Origin of the sequence: Bordetella genomosp. 7 (assembly GCF_002261265.1) — a bacterium.
GTDB lineage: Bacteria > Pseudomonadota > Gammaproteobacteria > Burkholderiales > Burkholderiaceae_B > Bordetella_A.
The window spans coordinates 486,720-506,678 of record NZ_NEVK01000006.1 but is presented as its reverse complement, the minus strand read 5'-3'; the positions used below and the strand labels follow the sequence as shown (position 1 = coordinate 506,678).

Here is a 19,959-nt window from a genome sequence, read left to right as displayed (position 1 = left end):
CATCAGCAGTAACCCCGGACGTTGTTCGGTTCTGGCGCCGTCCCGCGCCGTGCGGGCTTGCAGGGCGCCGCACGTGCGCCGGGCTCGGGCGCATGCAGGCGCCCTCGGCCGGCTGCGCCGGCTGCCCCGCCGCCCAACGCGCCGCCCCGCAAGCCCACACGGCGCGGGACTGTGTCAGGCAGGCCTCGAAGCGGTGCGATTCTAGCGTCGGATCGGTGTTCTGCTGCCGGGTTCAAGACAGAGACGTGGATCTGCAGACTTGGCCAGGTGTCAGACACCCAAAGGGTGTCTGACACCGAGATGCCCCCGCTGCCGGCAAGCCCCCCAGCGCTATTCGCCAGGTGTCTGACTCCCAAAGGGTGTCAGACACCGAGATGCCCCCCGCTGCCGGCACCCCCCTGCGCTATTCGCCAGGTGTCTGACTCCCGAAGGGTGTCTGACACCGAGATGCCTCCCACTCGCTCCGTCTAACGTCCTGGTATGCCGCATGTCCAAAAAGAACCGGGCCCCACTACAGGACCCGGTTTTTACAAGGCGGCGGCCGGTTTAGTAGAAGGCCTGGATGCCGGTCTGGGCGCGGCCCAGGATGAGGGCGTGCACGTCGTGGGTGCCTTCGTAGGTGTTGACGACTTCCAGGTTGACCAGGTGGCGGGCGACGCCGAATTCGTCGGAGATGCCGTTGCCGCCCAGCATGTCGCGGGCCATGCGGGCGATGTCCAGCGCCTTGCCGCACGAATTGCGCTTCATGATGGACGTGATTTCGACCGCGGCGCTGCCTTCGTCTTTCATGCGGCCCAGGCGCAGGCAGCCTTGCAGCCCCAGCGTGATTTCGGTCTGCATGTCGGCCAGCTTTTTCTGGATGAGCTGGTTGGCGGCCAGGGGGCGGCCGAATTGCTTGCGGTCCAGGGTGTACTGGCGCGCGGTGTGCCAGCAGGCTTCGGCGGCGCCCAGGGCGCCCCAGGCGATGCCGTAGCGGGCCGAGTTCAGGCAGGTGAAGGGGCCGCGCAGGCCGGTGACGTTGGGCAGCATCTGGTCGGCCGAAACTTCGACTTCATCCATGACGATTTCACCGGTGATCGAGGCGCGCAGGCCGACCTTGCCGTGGATGGCGGGGGCGGACAGGCCCTTCATGCCTTTTTCCAGGATGAAGCCGCGGATCTTGCCGTCGAATTCGCCGCCCACGCATTTGGCCCATACGACGAAGACGTCGGCGATGGGGGAGTTGGTGATCCACATTTTGTTGCCCGACAGCTTGTAGCCGCCGTCGACCTGCACGGCGCGGGTTTCCATGCCGTTGGGGTCGGAGCCGTGGTTGGGTTCGGTCAGGCCGAAGCAGCCGATCCATTCGCCGCGGGCGAGCTTGGGCAGGTATTTCTGCTTCTGGGCTTCGCTGCCGAATTCGTTGATGGGCACCATCACCAGCGACGACTGCACGCTCATCATCGAGCGATAACCGGAATCCACGCGCTCGACTTCACGGGCGATCAAGCCGTAGCTGACGTAGTTCAGGCCGGCGCCGCCGTATTCGGACGGAATGGTGGCGCCCAGCAGGCCCAGTTCGCCCATTTCGGCGAAGATCTCGGGATCGGTCTGTTCGTTGCGGAAGGCGTTGAGCACGCGCGGCGCCAGTTTGTCTTGCGCATAGGCCACGGCCGCGTCGCGCACCATGCGCTCTTCGTCGGTAAGCTGCTGGTCCAGCAGCAGCGGGTCTTGCCAATGGAAGGTGGGGTTCGACGACATGAAGGTCTCCGGTATGTAAGGGTAGGGGTGGGCGCTGCGGCCGCTTATTTGCGGGCTTGCAGCGCCGATTCGCGAATTTTTTCCAGCGTGGTCGACGGGGTGATGGTTTCCGGGTCGATCAGGCAATGCAGGATGGCGGGCTTGCCGCTGGCCACGGCGCGCTCGAAGGCGGGGCCGAACTGCTCGGTGGTCTCGACGCGCTCGCCGTAGCCGCCAAAGGCCTGGGCGTAGGCGGCGAAATCGGGGTTCTGCAGCGCGGTGGCCGATACACGGCCGGGATAGTGTTTTTCCTGGTGCATGCGGATGGTGCCGTACATGCCGTTGTCGACCAGCACCACGATGATGGGCAACTGGTACTGCACCGCCGTGGCAAATTCCTGGCCATGCATCATGAAGCAGCCGTCGCCGGCGAAGCAAACCACGGTTTTATCCGGTTGCACGCGCTTGGCGCCGACGGCCGCCGGCAGGCCGTAGCCCATCGAGCCCGACGTAGGCGCCAGTTGTGTGCCGTAACGCGTAAAGCGGTGGAAGCGGTGCAGCCAGGTGGCGTAGTTGCCCGCGCCGTTGGTCATGATGGCGTCGGCCGGCAGGGTGCGTTCCAGGTATGCCATGACTTCGCCCATTTGCAGGGCGCCCGGCGTGCGCACTTTGGCGGGATCGCTCCAGTCCAGGTAAGACTGCCGCATGGCCGGCGTGCCGGCGGCCCAGGCGGGCTGCGCCGGACCTTGCACGCCCGCCAGCGCCGCCGCGAAGGCGGCCGGCGAGGTGTTGATCGCCAGGGTGGGACGGTATACGCGGCCCAGTTCGGCGCTGTCGGGGTGTACGTGCACCAGCTTCTGGCGCGGCACCGGGATGTCGAGCAGGGTGTAAGCCTGGCTGGGGTTTTCGGACATGCGTCCGCCCACGAGCAGGATCAGGTCGGCATCGGCCACCCGCTTGGCCAGGGCAGGGTTGATGCCCAGGCCGACGTCGCCGATAAAGCAGGGGTGGTCGGCCGGAAACAGCATCTGGCGGCGGAACGACACCGCCGTGGGCAAGGACAGCCGCTGCGCGAAATCGGCAAACTGAGCCACGGACTGCGCGTTCCAGCGCGTGCCGCCCAGGATGGCCACGGGGGCCTGCGCCTGCGCGAGCAATTGCTGCAGTTCGTCGAGCTGGCCCGCTGCGGGCGCGGCGTCGATCACTTCGTAGCGCGGCGCGTCGGGCACGCTGGCCGTCTCGGTGAGCATGTCTTCGGGCAGCGCAATCACCACCGGACCGGGGCGGCCCGACGTCGCGACATGGAAGGCGCGCGAGATAAGTTCGGGAATGCGTTCGATCTGGTCGATTTCGGTGACCCACTTGGCCTGCGTGCCGAACACGGCGCGGTAGTCCATTTCCTGGAACGCTTCGCGCTCGCGCATACCTCGTTCGATCTGGCCCACGAACAGGATCATCGGCGCGGAGTCCTGCTTGGCGATGTGCACGCCTGCCAGTGCGTTGGCCGCGCCCGGGCCGCGCGTCACCATGCAGATGCCGGGCTCGCCGGTCAGCTTGCCATGGGCGTCGGCCATCATGGCCGCGCCGCCTTCCTGGCGGCACACCGTGACTTCGATGCTGGCGTCATGCAGGCCGTCCAGTACGGCCAGGTAGCTTTCGCCGGGCACGCAGAAAACATGCTTGACGCCGTGGGCGGCCAGTTGGTCGACCAGAATGTGTCCGCCCAGCCGGGGCGCGCGGGGAGGTGAAGAGGGATTCGTCATAATGAACCGGTAATACAAGCCTTGGTCAGCCGCGAAATTCCGCCACGGTGGGCGGAATGCAAGCTGTCGAGCATAATGTTCCTTGCCTGCACAAGGCAATTGATAAAATTGCACAATATAGTGACCTGCGGGCACGTCGCCCGCAAGCCGCGTGTTTCCGCGCGGCCGGCCGTCGGCCTGGCGCCGCGCAGCTATCTTCCCATGACATGAGAAACGGCATTCCCAACCTTAGCGCATTGCAGGCTTTCGAGGCATCGGCCCGGCTGGGCAGCTTTTCGCGAGCCGCCGAAGAGCTGGCGCTGACGCACAGCGCGGTGTACCGGCAGGTGGCCAGCCTGGAAGAGCGCCTGGGCGTGCAGCTGTTCACCCGCGTGCGGCGGCGCATCGTGCTCACGGACCACGGGGCCGAGTACGCGGGCCGCATACGGCATCACCTGGAACAGATCGAAAAAGACACATTCGGCCTGGTCAGCCGCACCGGCATGGGACGCAGCATCCACATTGCCGTCGTGCCCACCCTGGCCACTACCTGGCTGATACCGCGTCTGGCGGATTTCCATCGCCTACATCCGGACATTACGGTCAGCCTGTCGGTGCGCACGCTGCCGTTTCAGTTCAAGGACCAGCCGTTCGATGGCGCCCTGTATCACGCCAGCGGGATCTGGCCCGGCACCCAGGGGGTGTTGCTGTTTCCCGAGAAAGAGCTGGTGCCGGTATGCGCGCCATCGTTGCCGCGCCAGCCCGACGATGGCCTGGCCGGCCTGACCCACCTGCACTTGAGTTCGCGTCCCGAGGCCTGGCGCCAGTGGTACAACGCGCAGGGCCTGGCCTACGGGCCCCAGGCGGCCGGCGGGCCGCGCTATGAGTTGTTCACCATGGTGCTGGCGGCCGCCCAGGCGGGCCTGGGGGTGGGGCTGGTGCCGCACTTTCTTGCGCAGCCGGCGCTGCAGGCGGGCGTGCTGGTGCAGCCCGTCGCCCAGGTGCTATCGGTGGGGCAGGGTTATTACTTCGGTTATCCGCAAAGCGACGACCGGCCCGACGCGCTGCGCGTTTTCGAGACCTGGTTGAAGTCCACGGCCTGATCCGTAGAATCCATGCCTGTGCCGCACCACACAGATGTTCCGCTGGCTTCGCAAGCCGATATCGACGCCTTCATCGATGCCGTGTGGCTCGAAGACGGGCTGGCGGCCAATACCCTGGCCGCTTACCGCCGCGACCTGACCGCCTTCGCGCAATGGCTGGAAACGCCGGCCGAGCACCTGGGCGCGGCCGCTGCGGGCCAACTGCGCGACGCAACCACCGCCGATATCCAGGCCTGGTTTGCCGCGCGCCATGCCGACAGCCGCGCCACCACCGCCAATCGCCGGCTCGCGGCATTGCGGCGCTTTTACGCCTGGGCGTTGCGCGAGCACCGCTGCCAGAGCGACCCCTGCCTGACGCTCAGCGCGGCCAGGCAGCCCCCGCGCATGCCCAAGACGCTGACCGAGGCGCAGGTCGAGGCGCTGTTGCGCGCGCCCGACCTGAACCGCGCGCGGGGCCTGCGCGACCGGGCCATGCTCGAGACGCTGTACGCAACCGGGCTTCGGGTGTCCGAGCTGGTCAACATCAAGGTGCTCGAGGTCAGCCTGAACGAAGGCGTGGTGAGGGTGGTGATGGGCAAGGGCGGTAAAGACCGCCTGGTGCCGCTGGGCGCCGAGGCCGCGCACTGGATCGACCGGTACCTGCGCGAGGCGCGGCCCGAACTGGCCGGCGGGCGGGCCAGCGATGCCCTGTTCCTGACCGCGCGCGCCGAGCCCATGACGCGCCAGGCCTTCTGGCAACTGATCAAGAAGTACGCGGTGATTTCAGGCGTGCGCGCGCCCCTGTCGCCGCACGTGCTGCGCCACGCGTTCGCGACGCACCTGCTCAATCACGGGGCCGATCTGCGTGTGGTGCAGATGCTGCTGGGGCACGCCGATATTTCCACCACGCAGATCTATACGCACGTGGCCCGGGAACGGCTCAAGGCCCTGCATGCCGCGCACCATCCGCGCGCGTAGCGTTGCGCGGTGGGGTGGCGCATGCCTACACTACGGGCTCCTCTACCCGCCGCGACGCGCCAGGCCCGCGCCATGAGCAAAGCCCGCCACGTTTCCGAAACGCCCGCCACGCAGATGTTGAAGCGGCACAACGTGCCCTTTACCGAGCACGTCTACGATTACGTCGACCATGGCGGCGCGCAGGAGGCCGCGCGCCAGCTGGGCCTGGATCCGCATTTGGTGGCCAAGACGCTCATCATGGAAGACGAAGCGGCCCGCCCGCTCGTGGTCATCATGCACGGCGACCGCGAAGTCTCCACCAAGAACCTGGCGCGCCAGGCGGGGCTGAAAAAGGTCGCGCCCTGCCATCCCGAGGTCGCGCAGCGCCATTCCGGATACCAGATCGGCGGCACATCGCCCTTCGGCACGCGCAAGCGCATGCCGGTATGGGTGCAAGCGCAGGTGCTCGAATATCCTCTCATCTATATAAACGGCGGGCGGCGCGGCTATCTGGTCGGCATCGCGCCGCAGGCGCTGGTCGACCTGCTGCAGGCCAGGCCGGTATCGGTGGCGCTGGAATAAGCCGCGTCTGCGGTATTCCGTTACTACCCCGCGCGGCAGCGATTGCCGCACAATGGCCCGATCGGTACCAGACTTGCAGCCGTGCTGCCTTGGCGGGCATATGGCTTGCAACGTAAACACAAGGGGCGTCGCGCGATGTCGCCACGGCAGTCGGCCACCGCCCCGCAACCAGGAGACGGATATGGGCAAGAAGCTGCTGATGCTGGTGGGCGATTACGCCGAAGACTACGAAACCATGGTGCCCTTCCAGGCGCTGCAGGCGGTGGGGCACACCGTGCACGCCGTGTGCCCCGGCAAAAAGGCGGGCGACAGCGTCGCTACCGCCATCCACGATTTCGAAGGCGCGCAAACCTACAGCGAAAAGCGCGGGCACAATTTCGCGCTGAACTACGATTTCGAGCAGGCCGATGCCGATGCGTACGACGGGCTCGTCATCCCCGGGGGCCGGGCGCCGGAATACCTGCGCCTGAACGACCGTGTCTTGCAGATCGTGCGGCAGTTCGACCAGGCCGGCAAGCCCATCGCGGCCGTATGCCACGGTGCGCAGATACTCGCGGCGGCAGGCATCCTGACGGGGCGCACATGTTCGGCTTACCCGGCGTGCGCGCCCGAAGTCCGGGCAGCAGGCGGCACCTACGCGGAAATCGCCATCGACCAGGCGCACACCGACGGCAACCTGGTCACCGCGCCTGCCTGGCCGGCCCACCCGGCATGGCTGGCGCAGTTTCTCGCCGTGCTGGGCACGACCATCACCCACTGATGCCCTTGCGCGCGGCGCTCGGGCGTGCGCCGCCGCGCGCGGCCGGCTTGCACCGAGAGCTCGCGCAATCGTACAGTGGGGTCCTGCCCACTGATGAAAGGCCCGCGCCATGTGCGAGATTTTCGTTCGTGCCCATCCCGACTCATATGCGCCGGAAACCCGTTCGCTGCGCCTGCACGGCGTGGCCACCAGCGTGCGCCTCGAGCGGCTGTTCTGGGCGGTGCTGGAAGAAATCGCCACGCGCGATGGCATGCGGGTCAACCAACTGATCGAACGGCTCTATGACGAGCTGATCCAGTATCGCGGCGAGGCGGCGAATTTCACGTCGTTCTTGCGGGTATGCTGCCTGCGCTACGAGATACTGCAGGCCGACGGGCGCATTCCCGTCGATGTGGCGGTGCCGATCCGCACGCTGGATGCTCGCGCCGTGCTGGCCGGGCTGCCCGACGCCTTGCCGGAAACCCCGCCGCCGCGGCGCGTGGCTGCCTGATCGCGCCGGGGCGCCCAGGCCCTACAGCATTGCCACGTCGCTTTGCAGAATGCGGCGCAGGCGCACGGCATCGCCGATGCGCGACAACTTGCCTTGTGAATCCAGCAGCACCATGGCCACGTCGCGGCCGTTGATGCGGGCCAGCATGACCAGGCATTCGCCGGCCTCGTTGATATAACCGGTTTTCGATACCTTGATATCCCAGTCGGACTTGCGCACCAGCAGGTTGGTGTTGCGGAACACCTGCGTGCGATTGCCGATGTCGACCTCGTACTGGTCGTCGGTGGAATAGCGGTGTATCAGCGGACGCTGCGACGCGGCGCGCAGCAGGCGCGCCAGGTCGCGCGGAGACGAGACATTGCGGCTGGACAGGCCCGTGGGCTCGGTGAAGCGGGTACTGGTCATGCCCAGTGCGCGCGCCTTGCTGTTCATGGCTTCCACAAACGCCGGCAGCCCGCCGGGGTAATGGCGGCCCAGCGCATTGGCGGCGCGATTTTCCGAAGACATCAGCGCAAGATGCAGCATATCGCCGCGGCTCAGCCGCGTGCCCACCGTCAGGCGCGACGACGTGTGCTTGAGCGTGTCGATGTCTTCTTCGGTGACTTCCAGCATTTCGTCCATGGGCTGATGGGCGTCCACCACCACCAGGGCCGTCATCAGCTTGGATATCGATGCAATGGGGCGCACCACGTTGTCGTTCTTGGCGAACAGCACCGTAGAGGTTTCCAGGTCTTGCACGTAGGCGGTGCTGGACCGCAGCGCTTCGATGTCGGCTCGCACCGATGCCGCCGACGACGCGGCGACAGCCGCCACCACGCTGGCACGCTGGCGCGCAGTGGCGGTCTTGGCGGTTTTGGATTTTGCGGCGACGCTGGTTTTCTTGGTCGCCCTGGATTTGGTGGCGCCTTTCCTGGAAGCGCCTTTGCTGGCTACCGCCTTTGTGCCGGACGTTTTCTTGGCAGTGGCTTTTTTGGCAGCGGCCTTATTGGTAGCGGTTTTCTTCGCAGTGGCCTTTTTGGCAGTGGCTTTCTTGGCCGTGGCTTTCGCGTTGGCGCCTTGCCTGGCGGCGGCCTTCTTGGGCGCGGCCTTGGCGGCCGTGCCGGAAACTGACGTCTTGGCCCGGGCCGCCTTGCAGGCGGCCGATTTCGCATTGGCCTTGCAGGGGTCGCCGGCCTTGGCTGCCAGCGCCGTTTCCGGCAACAGCCCGGACAGTGCCAATGTCAGCGGTACCAATGCGGCCGCGAAGACGCGCTTCCAACGAAAAACCATAGCACTACCAGGGAAAATGGCGAAAGAGGGGGCGGCTTGAGCGGAGCCGGGAAAAATCCAGTTGAATTATAGGGTTACGCGCCAGATTTAAACAGTTTTTTTAACTGTGGGGCGGGTGGGCGCGATAGCCGGGGCGCAACACGGGGGTGGGGATGGCCTCGCCGGGTGGAATCGAACCACCAATTGACCCTTAGGAGGGGCCGGTTATATCCATTTAACTACGGCGAGTTGCCAGGCGATCGGCAGCCGTGCGCAGGCTGCGGGCAAGATCGGAATTCTAGCATCGGCTTATGCCGCTGTACGGCGTTGCGCGGGCCCGCGGGGCATCCACAAGAGCCAGACTTGTATATCATCACGGATGCCGATCCCCGCCGTGCGGGGTCTTCCGCATGTCGAACCACTCCCAGGCAGGCCAGATGTCCCACCCCGAATCCATATCGTTGCGTACCGTGCTGCTGGGGACGCTGGTCGTGCTGCTCGCCATGGGCGTGCGCGCCACTTTCGGCCTGTTCATGCAACCCATGGGGCTGGCCCAGGGTTGGGGGCGCGATGTCTTTTCCATGGCGTTCGCCCTGCAGAATCTTGTGTGGGGCGGGGCCAGCATCCTGATGGGCATGCTCGCCGACCGCTACGGATCGGGCCGCACCGTGACACTGGGGGCCTTGCTGTATGCGGCCGGCATGATAGGCACGCGCTTCGCGACCGACGAATTCAGCCTGTACATGACGGCCGGCGTACTGGTGGGGCTGGGTCAGGCCGGCACCACTTTCCCTGTCATCCTGCCCGTGGTGGCGCGTTCTGTCCCGGCCGCCTACCGCAGCACGGCCATGGGCATTGCCAGCGCGGGCGGTTCGATGGGGCAGTTCCTGGTGGTGCCGGCCGGCCAGCTGCTGATCGGCGGCCTCGACTGGACGGGCGCACTGTGGGCGCTGTCGCTGCTGGTGGCCGCGGGCATGCCGCTGGCTTATTTCCTGCGCGGCAAGCCGGGGGCGCACGCCGGCGGGCAGTCTTTGTCGGCAGCGGTGCGGCAGGCCATGCAGCATCCGTCCTTCCACTTTCTCTATGGCAGCTATTTTGTCTGCGGTTTCCACACGGCTTTCATCACGCTGCACCTGCCGGCCTACGTGACCGATGGCGGGCTCAATGCCAGCCACGGGGCCACGGCCATCGCGCTGATCGGCTTGTTCAACGTGGTGGGTTCTTTCTATGCCGGCAAGCTGGGCGGCCACCACAGCAAGAAACTGCTGCTGGCCGGTGTGTACGGGTTGCGCGCGTTCGGCATGCTGTTGCTGCTGGCGGTGCCGCTGGCGCCCTGGGTACTGTACGTGTTCGCGGCCTGGATGGGCCTGTTCTGGCTGGGCACTGTGCCGCTCACCCAGGGGCTCATTGCGCAGATCTACGGGCTGCGCTATGCCGCCACGCTCTCGGGCATTGCCTTCCTGGGCCACCAGGTGGGCAGCTTCATCGGGGTCTGGCTGGGCGGCTACATATACGCCAGCACGGGCAATTACGATCTGATGTGGTGGATAGGCGTGGCGCTGGCCGTTGTGGCGGCGCTGTTGTGCCTGCCCGTGCGCGAGCAGCCGCTCGCGCCGCGGGTGCCCCAGGCGGCCTGAGCCATGGCGCGCAAGACTTGGCGGATTCTGGGCGGTATCGCCCTGGTTGCCGTGCTTGCGCTGGGCTTCCTGGGTTACACCATGCCCGGCCTGCGCCTCAATTGGGAGACGCTGGCCGCCATGTGCGGCTTCTGACCGCCGTACCGTCCGGTTATCCTTGGCGCTCTGTGCCAACTCCATGCCCGACATGTCTTACCCCCCGGCATCCCGCACGCTGATTTCGCTGGAGCAGGCCGGCCAATTGCCGGCCGCGCATACGCTCGTGCTCACCGTGAACAACCGGCTCGCGCGGCGCCTGACACTGGATCTCGCCGCGCAACTGCGCCGGGAGCGCCAGGTCAGCGAACTGCCGCGCGTATTGCCGCTGGCCGCCTGGATCGCCGAATCGGCCGACGCGCTGGCGTTCACGCCGGGCGCGGGCTTGTCGGCCTATCGCCTGGATACCTTCGCGGCGCAGATGGTGTGGGCCGATGCCATCGGCGCCGAAGAAGCCGGCCGCGTGCTGCTCGATACCGCGCAGGCCGCCGCGCTGGCGATGGATGCCGATTCACTCATGGACGAATGGCGCCTGCAGGTGCCGCCGGGTTCCGACACCGACGAATACCGGGGCTTTACGCGTTGGCGCCGCCGCTATCGTGCGCGGCTCGCCGACATCGACGCCGAGGACGCCAACCTGGCTTACGCGCGCGTCGTGCAGGCCCTGCAACAGGGCTCGCTGGCCGCGCCCGGCCATCTGGTGCTGGCGGGATTTACGGATATTTCGCCGCGGTTTTCCACGCTGTTGCAGGCATTCGAACGGGGTGGCGCCGCCCTGGCCTGGCTGGGCGAAGCCGCGGGCGAGCCGTCGCGGCCACTGCGCTACGGCGCGGCCGACCGGGGCGCCGAATGGCGGGCCGCCGCTGCCTGGGCCGCCGAGCGGCTGGCTGGCCAGCCCACCGGACGTTACGCCATCGTGTCGGCCCAACTTCAGGACGAATCGCCGTTCGCGCGGCGCGTGGTGGGCCAGGCCCTGGCGCCCGGCGGGCATGCATTCAACGTGGCGGTGGGGCGGCCGCTGACCGAATGGCCGGCCGTGCGCGCCGCCCTCGCGTGGCTGCGCGCGCTGGCCGACATGGCATACGCGGGCGAGGCCGACGCCCCGGTGCTGGGCGCGGCTTTGCTCGCGGGCCATTGCGCCGGCGACCGGCGGGATCTGGCGCGGCTGGCCGCCATCGACGCCCGCTGGCGCCGGCAGGCCCGCGCCCGCATCGACGCGGCGCGCTGGCAGCGCGACCTGGCCGATGACACCGCGCTGGCCGCGGCGTGGCCGCATGCCATGCAGATCTGGCAGCAGGCGGGCGATGCCGCCACGGCCGACCTCTGGATGCCCGTCATCCGCGCGGCGCTGGTGGCGCTGGGGTTCCCCGGCGAACGCGCCCTGGATAGCGTGGGTTACCAGGTCATGGGGGCCTTTGGCGAACTGCTGGGGCGCTATGCGGCGCTGGCTCCCGCCGCCGGGCCGCTGGACGGCCGGGCCGCCGTGCGCCTGCTCGCCAATGCGGCGGCCGCGTCGGCATTCCAGCCCCAGCGCGATCCGCTGGCCCGGCTCGACGTACTGGGGCTGCTCGAAGCCGAAGGCGGGCACTGGGATGGCATCTGGATCCTCGGGCTTACCGACGATGTGCTGCCCGCCACGCCCCAGCCCAATCCGCTGCTGCCCCTGAACGTGCTGCGTCAGGCGGGGGCGCCCCGCGCCACGCCCGAGCGCGAACGGCAGTGGGCCGAGGCGCTGTACGCCGCGTTGTGCCGTTGCGCCCCGGAAGTCGTCGTCAGCCATGCCCACCTGGACGGAGAGCGCGAGTTGCGCCCGTCGCCATTGATCGCCGATGTGCCGGCCATGGCATGGCAGGCGCCGGCCCCGCCGGCCGCGGCGCCGCTGCCGCAGCAGGTGCTCGACGACGAGCGCGGCCCCGCGCTGGCCCCGGTCGCGCCGGATGCGGCGCACGCCGGCGCCAGGGGCGGGCTGGATGTGCTCGACACCCAGGCGCGCAACCCGCTGTGGGCGTTTGTGCGCCACCGTCTCGGCGCCCGCGCCCTGGCCGATTATGCCGATGCCGCCAATCAGAATGTGCGCGGGCAATTCCTGCACCGCGCCCTGGAACTTGTATGGCGCATGCTGCCCGGGCAAGACCCTCTGCACGAAGCCCTGCGGCAAGGCCGGCTGCAGGCCCTGCTTGCGCAGGCGGTAGAGCAGGCCGCCGAAGAAGAGCTGCAGGCCTATCCGCCCGCCCTGCGTGAACTGGAGTGCGAGCGCGCCGGCACGGTGCTGTGGAACTGGTTCGACCTGGAGGCCCGGCGGGTGCCTTTCGAGGTTGCGCAGGTAGAAGAAACCCACCAATGGTCGCGCGGCCCGCTCACCCTTACCGTCCGCCTGGACCGGCTGGACCGGCTGACCGATGGCCGCGCGGTGATCCTCGACTACAAAACAGGCATGGCGCCGGGCAACCCGGAATCCGACTGGGCGCGTGCGCGGCCGGTGAACCTGCAATTGCCGTTCTACGCCTCGGTGCTGTCGGGCGACACGCCGGACGCCGACGTGGCGGCGCTGGTGCTGGCGCAGGTGCACGCGCGCCAGGTTGCCGCCGTGGGGCTGGCCGATGCCGACCTGGGCCTGCAGGGCGTGCGCATGGCCGACGCCAGCAAGGGTTTCGAGGGCCAGCAATGGCGCGACATCCTGCTGCGCTGGCGCACCGCCGTCGAAAACCTGGCCGACGAATACGCATCGGGATACGCGGCCAACGTGGTCTATAGCCCCAACGACCTGAAATACTGCGACGCCATGCCGTTCCTGCGGCTGCATCTTGAAGACGACGAGGACGCGGAATGACGGTATCCGCCCGCCAGCCTTCCGACCACGCGGCGCGCGCACGCGCCCTGGACCCGTCCGCCTCCTTCCTGGTGCAGGCGCCGGCCGGTTCCGGCAAGACCGAACTGCTTACCGACCGCATCCTGGCATTGCTGGCCACCGTGAACCGGCCCGAGGAAATCGTGGCCATCACCTTCACCCGCAAGGCGGCATCGGAAATGCACGCCCGGGTGCTGGGCAAGCTGCGCGACGGCGGCGGCCCCATGCCCGACACCGAGCACGGCCGCCGCAGCTGGCAACTGGCGCGCGCGGCGTTGCAACGCAATGACGAACTCGGCTGGAAGCTGCTGCAACACCCGGCCCGCCTGGCCATCCGCACCATCGATTCGTTCTGCGCCGGGCTGGTGCGCGGCATGCCGTGGCTGTCCGAGCTTGGCGGCATGCCCGACATTGCCGACGACGCGCAGGCGCACTACGAAGCCGCCGCACGGGCCACGGTGGCCTTGGCCGACGACTTCGAAGCGGTGCGCATCCTGCTTGCACACCTGGACGTCGACACCCAGGCCGCCGTCGAAGCCATCGCCGCCATGCTGGGCCAGCGCGACCAATGGCTGCCGCTGCTTTCGCGCGGCAGCGACCGCGAGGCGTTGCAGGGCGCCCTGGCCGAAGCCATCGGCGAAGACCTGCGGGCGCTTGCCAGCGCCATGCCCCTGGGCTGGCAAGACGCCCTGCGCGGGCCCGCCCGCATGGCCGCCGCGGTACTGGACGAGTCGGGGCCCGGGCATGTGCTGGACGCCTTGCGCGACTGGAGCGAGCCGCTCGAGCCGCATGCCGCCGCACTCGATAAATGGAAAGCCGTGCGATGCCTGCTGCTTACGGGCGAAGGCAAGCTGCGCCGCGCGCTCAACAAGAATCTTGGCTTCCCGCCCAAGTGCGCACACAAAACGGCGCTTACTCAGTGGCTCGATGCCGCAGATCCGCAGGCGGCCTGGATCTGGATGCTGGATGCGGTAGACACGGTGCCGCCGGCCGAGTTCACCGATACGCAATGGCGCGTGCTCGGCGCGCAGCTGATGACCTTGAAGCTCGCGGTGGCGCAATTGCACCTGCGCTTTGCCGAGACGCGCGAAGTCGATTTCATCGAAATTGCCCAACGCGCCGTGCACGCGCTGGGCAGCGCCGATGACCCCGGCGAACTGCTGCTCAAGCTCGATGCGTCGATCCGGCATTTGCTCATCGACGAATTCCAGGACACCAGCCTTACCCAGATCCACCTGCTGGCCACCCTGACCGCCGGCTGGCAGCCGGACGACGGGCGTACGCTGTTCCTGGTGGGCGACCCCATGCAGTCGATCTACCGCTTCCGCAAGGCGGAAGTCGGGCTGTTCCTGCAGGCGGCCGAGCAGGGGGTGGGCGAAATCACTCCCGCCTTCCTGCAACTGACCGATAACTTCCGGTCGCAGGCGGGCGTGGTGGAATGGGTCAACGCCACCTTCCGGGGCCTGCTGCCCGCGCGCAACGACGCAGCGGCTGGCGCGATCGCGTATACCGATTCGGCGGCTTTCAATGAGCAGCTGCCCGGCGAGCCCGTGTGTTTCCATCCTGCGTTCAGTGCCGACGGGCCCGCCGGCGCCGACGCCGCGGCCCAGGCGCTCACCGTTCAGCTGGTGCGCCGCGCGCTGGACGAGCGCGACCCGGCAAGCCGCCATCCGGTGGCCATTCTGGTGCGGGCGCGCGGCCACCTGGGCCAGTTGGTGCGCAAGCTGACGCAGGCGGGCATTCGCTGTCGGGCGGTCGACCTGGTGCCACTGGCCCAGCGCCATGTGGTGTCGGATCTGGTGCAATTGCTGCGCGCCCTGGCGCACCCGGCGGACCGCATGGCCTGGCTGTCGGTGCTGCGCGCGCCGTGGTGCGGGCTGACCTTGCATTCGTTGCATGCGCTGTTCGGCCACGACCCGGCCACGCCCGTACCGGTGTTGCTCGCCGATGCGCTGCGCGCGCCGCAGCCGGCCGCCCAGCCCGTGAATGCGGGGCAGGGCCTGCCGCTGTGGGATGCCCCGCAAGTGCAGCCCTGCCGCGCCCGGCAGGTGCTGGCGGCCGATGAGTACGCGCGGGTGCGCCATGTGGCGCCCATTCTGCTCGACTCGTCCAACGCCAGCGGCGCCATGCCGCTTGCGGCATGGCTGGAATCGCTCTGGCGCAGGCTGGGCGGCCCGGCGCTGTATGCCAGTCCCAGCGCCGCCGAAGATGCCGAAAGCCTGTTCCGGCTGGTCGAACGCCTGGCGCCGCATGGCGGCCTGGACCCCGCGCGCCTGGATGCCGCGCTGGCGCGCCTGTATGCCGCGCCCGAAGCGGCAGACGATGATGCGGGCGTGGTCGAGATCATGACCATGCACAAATCCAAGGGGCTGCAGTTCGACACGGTCATTCTTTACGGGCTGCACAAAGCGCCTCGCGCCGAGCGCCCGCCGCTGGTCAGCTTCGAGCAGACGGGCGAAAGGGTGCTGTTCGGGCCGGTAAAGCCTCGCGCCGACAAAGACGCCGATCCCGTCTCACGTTATCTGGGCCTGCGCGAAAAACGCCGCGCCGCCTACGAGACCGACCGGCTGCTCTACGTTGCGGCCACGCGCGCGCGCCACCGCCTGCACCTGGTGGGCAACGTTGTGGTTGATCGCGCCACGGGCCAGGCCAAGCCGCCGCCGCCCGCCAGCCTCCTGGGGCGCCTGTGGGAATGGCTGCCGGCCGACAAAAAGTCCCCGCCGCCGGGCTGGCAGGACGACGCGCCCGCCGCCGATGCCGCAGCAGCGTCAATGGGCGAGCCCTTGCGGCGCCTGGCCAGTGAAGCCATCGTGGCGCTGGATCAGCAACGCCATGCAACGGGCAATCCCGGTTTCGCGATAGGGGCGCCGGCGCAAGGCGGTGAACATCCGTCATGGCAGCTCGACACCGCGCACGATGCCGCAATCGGCACACTCGCCCACGCGTGGCTGGCCCGCATCGGCCAGGACGGCGTGGACGCCTGGCCCGCCGAGGCCTTGCGCCGCTATCTGCCGGTGATGCAAAAACAGCTCACCCGCGCGGGATTGCCGGCGGCGCAGGCGCCCGATGCCGCGCTGGCGGTGCTGGACACCCTGCTGGCCACGCTGGCGCACGAGCGCGGGCGCTGGCTGCTGTCGCAATCGGCGGCACGGCGTGAATGGCCGCTGATCGACGCCACCGGGCGCGTGTCGGTAATCGACCTGGCGCTCAGTACCGAAGACGGCTGGCTCATCGTCGACTACAAAACCGCGCGGCCGCATCCCGACGAATTGCCCGAGCAGTTTGCATCGCGCATGCGCGAGCGCCATGCCGAGCAGTTGGCGCGCTATTGCGCGCAGGTCACGGCGCTGGACCAGCGCCCGGCCCGCGCCGCGCTGTACTTTCCGCGCGCCCGCCTGTGGATCGATATCTAGCGCGCCTGCGGCAGGCGGGCGGCCTGTCGCACGCCTTGGCCCAGGGCGCCAGCGGCGTCGTGCCCGCTCTGTTAGAATTCGGGTTGGCGGGCCCCTTCGCATGGTTCGGCGGTGAACCTGGTCAGGTCGGGAACGAAGCAGCCATAGTCGTTTAGGATCAGTGCCGGAGTAAGGCTCGCCTACCGGTTTCCCCAAAGGGGCGCCGTAATCGGAACGAACTGTCGTGGTGTCTGGCAGTTCGCGCCCTGGTTGCGGCGCCCCTTTGTATTTCCGGCGCGCCGGCCGCGCGCAACTGGCTCTACAATCCGCCCATGACTTATCTGGTACTGGCCCGCAAGTGGCGGCCGCGCTCGTTCGATACCCTGGTAGGCCAGGACCACGTCGTGCGTGCGCTCACGCACGCGCTAGATTCGCAGCGCCTGCACCATGCCTGGCTGTTCACGGGCACGCGCGGGGTGGGCAAGACCACTCTGTCGCGCATCCTGGCCAAGTCGCTCAACTGCGAAACCGGCATCACCTCCAGGCCTTGCGGCCAATGCCGGGCCTGCACCGAAATCGATTCGGGCCGTTTTGTCGATTACCTGGAGCTCGACGCCGCCTCGAACCGCGGCGTGGACGAAATGACCCAGCTGCTCGAGCAGGCCGTGTATGCGCCCGGAGCAGGGCGGTACAAGGTCTACATGATCGACGAAGTCCACATGCTGACCGGCCATGCGTTCAACGCCATGCTCAAGACGCTCGAAGAGCCGCCCCCGCATGTGAAGTTCATCCTGGCCACGACCGATCCGCAGAAAATTCCCGTCACGGTCCTGTCGCGCTGCCTGCAGTTCAACCTGAAGCAGATGCCGCCGGACGCCATCGTGGGCCACCTGCAGGCCGTGCTGGCCGATGAAAGCGTCGCGTGCGAAACGCCGGCCCTGCGCCTGATCGCACAGGCGGCGAGCGGGTCCATGCGCGATGCCCTGTCGCTTACCGACCAGGCCATTGCCTACAGCGCCGGCAACCTCACCGAAGAAGCGGTGCGCGGCATGCTGGGCACCATCGACCAGCGCCATCTGGTGCGCCTGCTCGACGCCTTGCCCAAAGGCGATGCCGCCGGCGTGCTGGCCGTGGCCGACGAACTCGCCACGCGCGGGTTGTCGTATGCGGGGGCGCTGGCCGACCTTGCGGTGCTGCTTTCGCGCGTGGCCATCGAACAGCGCGTGCCCGGCGCCACGCCGTCGGACGATCCGCTGGCGGCCGACATCTCGCGCCTGGCGGGCATGCTGCACCCAGACGCCGTACAGTTGTTCTATTCGGTGGCGGTGCACAGTCGCGGCGAACTGTCGCTCGCGCCCGACGAATACGCGGGCTTCGTCATGGCCTGCCTGCGCATGCTCGCGCTCTGCGGGCAGGCCGGCCCGGTCACCGAGGCCCGGCCGCCGGCGCCGGTTGCCGCAGGCGCCTCGCCTGCGCAGCCGGCCGGCGCGCCTGCGGCGGCCCCGCCTGTCGCGGCTGCCGCGGCCCCCGCCCCGCAAGCCCGCGCGCCCGCAGCGCCCGCGCCCGATGCCGCTGACACGGCCAAGGCGGCCGGCGCCGCCGCCCGGGCGACGCCCGATCCGCAAGGCACGGGCTCGCGGCCTCAGGCGGCGGATCCTGCGCCGACCGACGTTTCGGCGAGTACGCCGCCGCCGGCCGCCGAGCAGGCCGCCGACACACCGCCATGGGAAGACCTGCCTGCGGAACCGGCCGCACAGCCCGAGCCTGCGCCGGCCCGGCCGCCCGCTGCCGCGCTGGCCGTTACACCGCCCGCCACGCACAGCAAGCCGGCGCCTGCGGCCGTCGACGGCCCGCCGTCCTGGGTGGACGAAGACATCCCCGACGACGCCCAGGCCGGCTATGTGCCCACAGACGAATTCACCGCCGACCCGGACGACGAATTCGAAACGCTCGCCACCGGCGCAGAGCCGGCCGAAATCGCCGCCGTGCCGCAGCCCCGGCAGCGCCCGCCCGCGCGCCGCGCTAGGCAGGCGCCGGCCAAACTGAACAGTATTACCGCGGCCGACTGGCCGGCATTGGCTGCACGTCTTCCCGTCACGGGCCTGGCTGCCGAACTGTCGCGCCAGAGCGAATGGGTAGGCGTGCAGGGCGACGCGATCGTGCTGCGCGTCGCCGTCAAGACGCTGGCAGAAAGCGAAAGCCGCATACGCCTGCAAACCGTGCTGTGCGAACATTTCGGGCAAGGCCTGCGGCTGGAAGTCGAAGTCGGCGCCACGGGCGATGCCACCGCGCATGCGGTGGCGCAGGCCGAGCGCGCGGCGCGCCAGCAGGCCGCCGAAGCCGCCGCGGCGGCCGATCCCTTTGTCCTGGCACTGCAGGCCGATTTTGGCGGCCGGGTGGTGCCGGGTTCGGTACGCGCAGTTCATCCACCGGCGTGAGCGGCCGCGCCGCCGCAGCCGGTTTTTCGGAAATTCCCCTTCTCCAAGGAACTCTCATCATGATGAAAGGACAACTTGCCGGTCTGATGCGCCAGGCGCAGCAGATGCAGGAAAACATGAAAAAGGTCCAGGATTCCCTGGCCGAGATTCTCGTCGATGGCGAGTCCGGCGGCGGGCTGGTCAAGGTGTCCATGAGCTGCCGTCACGACGTCAAGCGCGTGTCCATCGATCCCAGCCTGCTGGCCGACGACAAAGACATGCTCGAAGACCTGGTCGCTGCCGCGTTCAACGACGCCCTGCGCAAGGCGGAAGCCACCGCGCAGGAAAAAATGGCCGGCGTCACCGCCGGCATGCCGCTGCCCCCGGGCATGAAGCTGCCGTTCTAAGGCGCCGGCCGCACCGCAATGGAACCGCAACTGCCCGAACCCGAACCGCTGACCACGCTGATCGAGGCGCTGCGGCGCCTGCCCGGCGTGGGCGTGCGCTCGGCCCGGCGCATGGCGTATCACTTGCTGCAGCACGATCTGCAAGGCGCAGACATGCTGGGGCGCGCGCTGGCGGGCGCGGTGCAGAACCTGCGTCATTGCGCGCGCTGCAACAGCTTCACCGAAGACCCCATCTGCGCCACCTGCGCCAACCCCAAGCGCGACGCCACGTTGCTGTGCATCGTCGAGACGCCGGCCGACCAGAACATGATCGAAGCCAGCCATGGCTATCGTGGCCTGTACTACGTGCTGATGGGCCGGGTGGCTCCGCTCGAGGGCATCGGCCCGCGCGAGCTCGACTTCGAGCGGCTCATCCAGCGCGCCTGCGATGGCGTGGTGCAAGAGGTCATCCTGGCCACCAACTTCACCGCCGAAGGCGAAACCACCGCGCACTTCCTGGGTGAAGTGCTTGCCGGCAAAGGGCTGAAAATCACCCGCCTGGCGCGCGGCGTGCCGGCCGGCGGCGAGCTCGAGTACGTCGACGCCGGCACCATCGCCTGGGCCCTGATGGAACGCAGAACCACGTAGCCGCCCACCAAGGAG

The 19,959-nt window shown here is 68.4% G+C and carries 15 protein-coding genes, 1 tRNA gene and 1 other RNA gene; 13 read left to right on the top strand and 4 right to left on the bottom strand.

Annotated elements, in window-relative coordinates:
• Nucleotides 1-546 precede the first annotated feature (546 nt).
• On the bottom strand, nucleotides 547-1,740 hold the full coding sequence (locus CAL19_RS13340; RefSeq protein ID WP_026640044.1) for an acyl-CoA dehydrogenase: 1,194 nt from the start codon (nucleotides 1,738-1,740) through the stop codon (nucleotides 547-549).
• 44 nt (nucleotides 1,741-1,784) lie between these two features.
• Nucleotides 1,785-3,482, bottom strand: coding sequence for a thiamine pyrophosphate-binding protein (locus CAL19_RS13335; protein ID WP_094797176.1), 1,698 nt, complete (start codon nucleotides 3,480-3,482; stop codon nucleotides 1,785-1,787).
• Nucleotides 3,483-3,688: 206 nt separating this feature from the next.
• On the opposite strand from CAL19_RS13335, the gene CAL19_RS13330 reads away from it, so the two are divergent.
• From CAL19_RS13330 to CAL19_RS13310, 5 genes are all read left to right on the top strand, one after another.
• On the top strand, nucleotides 3,689-4,564 hold the full coding sequence (locus CAL19_RS13330) for a LysR substrate-binding domain-containing protein (protein ID WP_026640046.1): 876 nt from the start codon (nucleotides 3,689-3,691) through the stop codon (nucleotides 4,562-4,564).
• A 12-nt stretch (nucleotides 4,565-4,576) separates the two neighbouring features.
• On the top strand, nucleotides 4,577-5,521 hold the full coding sequence (gene xerD / locus CAL19_RS13325; protein WP_026640047.1) for a site-specific tyrosine recombinase XerD: 945 nt from the start codon (nucleotides 4,577-4,579) through the stop codon (nucleotides 5,519-5,521).
• Between the two features lie 72 nt (nucleotides 5,522-5,593).
• Nucleotides 5,594-6,082, top strand: a complete 489-nt coding sequence (gene ybaK, locus CAL19_RS13320; protein ID WP_094797032.1) for a Cys-tRNA(Pro) deacylase — start codon at nucleotides 5,594-5,596, stop codon at nucleotides 6,080-6,082.
• Between the two features lie 181 nt (nucleotides 6,083-6,263).
• Nucleotides 6,264-6,842 carry a DJ-1/PfpI family protein gene (locus CAL19_RS13315; RefSeq protein ID WP_094797031.1) on the top strand — a complete coding sequence of 193 codons (579 nt, stop codon included), beginning with the start codon at nucleotides 6,264-6,266 and terminating at the stop codon, nucleotides 6,840-6,842.
• A 109-nt stretch (nucleotides 6,843-6,951) separates the two neighbouring features.
• Nucleotides 6,952-7,332 carry a ribbon-helix-helix domain-containing protein gene (locus CAL19_RS13310; protein ID WP_026640050.1) on the top strand — a complete coding sequence of 127 codons (381 nt, stop codon included), beginning with the start codon at nucleotides 6,952-6,954 and terminating at the stop codon, nucleotides 7,330-7,332.
• A gap of 21 nt (nucleotides 7,333-7,353) precedes the next feature.
• Here CAL19_RS13310 and pbpG read toward each other — a convergent pair whose 3' ends face one another.
• Both pbpG and CAL19_RS13300 read right to left on the bottom strand, forming a co-directional pair.
• The gene (gene pbpG, locus CAL19_RS19965) at nucleotides 7,354-8,601 is read right to left on the bottom strand and encodes a D-alanyl-D-alanine endopeptidase (RefSeq protein ID WP_249276313.1); all 1,248 of its coding nucleotides are present in this window, start codon (nucleotides 8,599-8,601) and stop codon (nucleotides 7,354-7,356) included.
• A 153-nt stretch (nucleotides 8,602-8,754) separates the two neighbouring features.
• Nucleotides 8,755-8,829: transfer RNA gene (locus CAL19_RS13300), tRNA-Arg, on the bottom strand.
• A 188-nt stretch (nucleotides 8,830-9,017) separates the two neighbouring features.
• On the opposite strand from CAL19_RS13300, the gene CAL19_RS13295 reads away from it, so the two are divergent.
• The 8 genes from CAL19_RS13295 (at nucleotide 9,018) to recR (ending at nucleotide 19,944) form a co-directional block, all read left to right on the top strand.
• The gene (locus CAL19_RS13295; RefSeq protein ID WP_026640052.1) at nucleotides 9,018-10,217 is read left to right on the top strand and encodes an MFS transporter; all 1,200 of its coding nucleotides are present in this window, start codon (nucleotides 9,018-9,020) and stop codon (nucleotides 10,215-10,217) included.
• Between the two features lie 3 nt (nucleotides 10,218-10,220).
• Entirely contained in the window at nucleotides 10,221-10,352 is a 132-nt protein-coding gene (locus tag CAL19_RS19895; RefSeq protein ID WP_269320888.1) for a hypothetical protein, read from the top strand.
• A 52-nt stretch (nucleotides 10,353-10,404) separates the two neighbouring features.
• Nucleotides 10,405-13,083, top strand: coding sequence for a PD-(D/E)XK nuclease family protein (locus tag CAL19_RS13290; RefSeq protein WP_094797174.1), 2,679 nt, complete (start codon nucleotides 10,405-10,407; stop codon nucleotides 13,081-13,083).
• Complete coding sequence (locus CAL19_RS13285; protein ID WP_094797030.1) at nucleotides 13,080-16,514, top strand: UvrD-helicase domain-containing protein; 3,435 nt, start codon at nucleotides 13,080-13,082, stop codon at nucleotides 16,512-16,514. Before CAL19_RS13290 ends, CAL19_RS13285 begins: the two co-directional genes overlap by 4 nt.
• Nucleotides 16,515-16,599: 85 nt before the next feature.
• Nucleotides 16,600-16,697, top strand: an RNA gene (gene ffs, locus CAL19_RS13280) — signal recognition particle sRNA small type.
• A gap of 128 nt (nucleotides 16,698-16,825) precedes the next feature.
• Entirely contained in the window at nucleotides 16,826-18,931 is a 2,106-nt protein-coding gene (locus CAL19_RS13275; RefSeq protein ID WP_094797029.1) for a DNA polymerase III subunit gamma/tau, read from the top strand.
• A 59-nt stretch (nucleotides 18,932-18,990) separates the two neighbouring features.
• Entirely contained in the window at nucleotides 18,991-19,317 is a 327-nt protein-coding gene (locus tag CAL19_RS13270; RefSeq protein WP_026640056.1) for a YbaB/EbfC family nucleoid-associated protein, read from the top strand.
• A gap of 18 nt (nucleotides 19,318-19,335) precedes the next feature.
• Nucleotides 19,336-19,944: a recombination mediator RecR gene (gene recR, locus CAL19_RS13265; RefSeq protein WP_026640057.1), complete on the top strand. Its 609-nt coding sequence runs from the start codon at nucleotides 19,336-19,338 to the stop codon at nucleotides 19,942-19,944.
• The last annotated feature ends 15 nt before the right edge of the window (nucleotides 19,945-19,959 follow it).

What these genes read in the sequence shown, in the direction of transcription:
- CAL19_RS13315 (WP_094797031.1), top strand. Translation starts at nt 6,264, where the DNA reads ATGGGCAAGAAGCTGCTGATGCTGGTGGGCGATTACGCCGAAGACTAC.
- xerD (WP_026640047.1), top strand. Translation starts at nt 4,577, where the DNA reads ATGCCTGTGCCGCACCACACAGATGTTCCGCTGGCTTCGCAAGCCGAT.
- CAL19_RS13335 (WP_094797176.1), bottom strand. Translation starts at nt 3,482, where the DNA reads ATGACGAATCCCTCTTCACCTCCCCGCGCGCCCCGGCTGGGCGGACAC.
- CAL19_RS13330 (WP_026640046.1), top strand. Translation starts at nt 3,689, where the DNA reads ATGAGAAACGGCATTCCCAACCTTAGCGCATTGCAGGCTTTCGAGGCA.
- CAL19_RS13340 (WP_026640044.1), bottom strand. Translation starts at nt 1,740, where the DNA reads ATGTCGTCGAACCCCACCTTCCATTGGCAAGACCCGCTGCTGCTGGAC.
- ybaK (WP_094797032.1), top strand. Translation starts at nt 5,594, where the DNA reads ATGAGCAAAGCCCGCCACGTTTCCGAAACGCCCGCCACGCAGATGTTG.
- CAL19_RS13295 (WP_026640052.1), top strand. Translation starts at nt 9,018, where the DNA reads ATGTCCCACCCCGAATCCATATCGTTGCGTACCGTGCTGCTGGGGACG.
- CAL19_RS13285 (WP_094797030.1), top strand. Translation starts at nt 13,080, where the DNA reads ATGACGGTATCCGCCCGCCAGCCTTCCGACCACGCGGCGCGCGCACGC.
- CAL19_RS19895 (WP_269320888.1), top strand. Translation starts at nt 10,221, where the DNA reads ATGGCGCGCAAGACTTGGCGGATTCTGGGCGGTATCGCCCTGGTTGCC.
- CAL19_RS13290 (WP_094797174.1), top strand. Translation starts at nt 10,405, where the DNA reads ATGTCTTACCCCCCGGCATCCCGCACGCTGATTTCGCTGGAGCAGGCC.
- recR (WP_026640057.1), top strand. Translation starts at nt 19,336, where the DNA reads ATGGAACCGCAACTGCCCGAACCCGAACCGCTGACCACGCTGATCGAG.
- CAL19_RS13270 (WP_026640056.1), top strand. Translation starts at nt 18,991, where the DNA reads ATGATGAAAGGACAACTTGCCGGTCTGATGCGCCAGGCGCAGCAGATG.
- CAL19_RS13275 (WP_094797029.1), top strand. Translation starts at nt 16,826, where the DNA reads ATGACTTATCTGGTACTGGCCCGCAAGTGGCGGCCGCGCTCGTTCGAT.
- pbpG (WP_249276313.1), bottom strand. Translation starts at nt 8,601, where the DNA reads ATGGTTTTTCGTTGGAAGCGCGTCTTCGCGGCCGCATTGGTACCGCTG.
- CAL19_RS13310 (WP_026640050.1), top strand. Translation starts at nt 6,952, where the DNA reads ATGTGCGAGATTTTCGTTCGTGCCCATCCCGACTCATATGCGCCGGAA.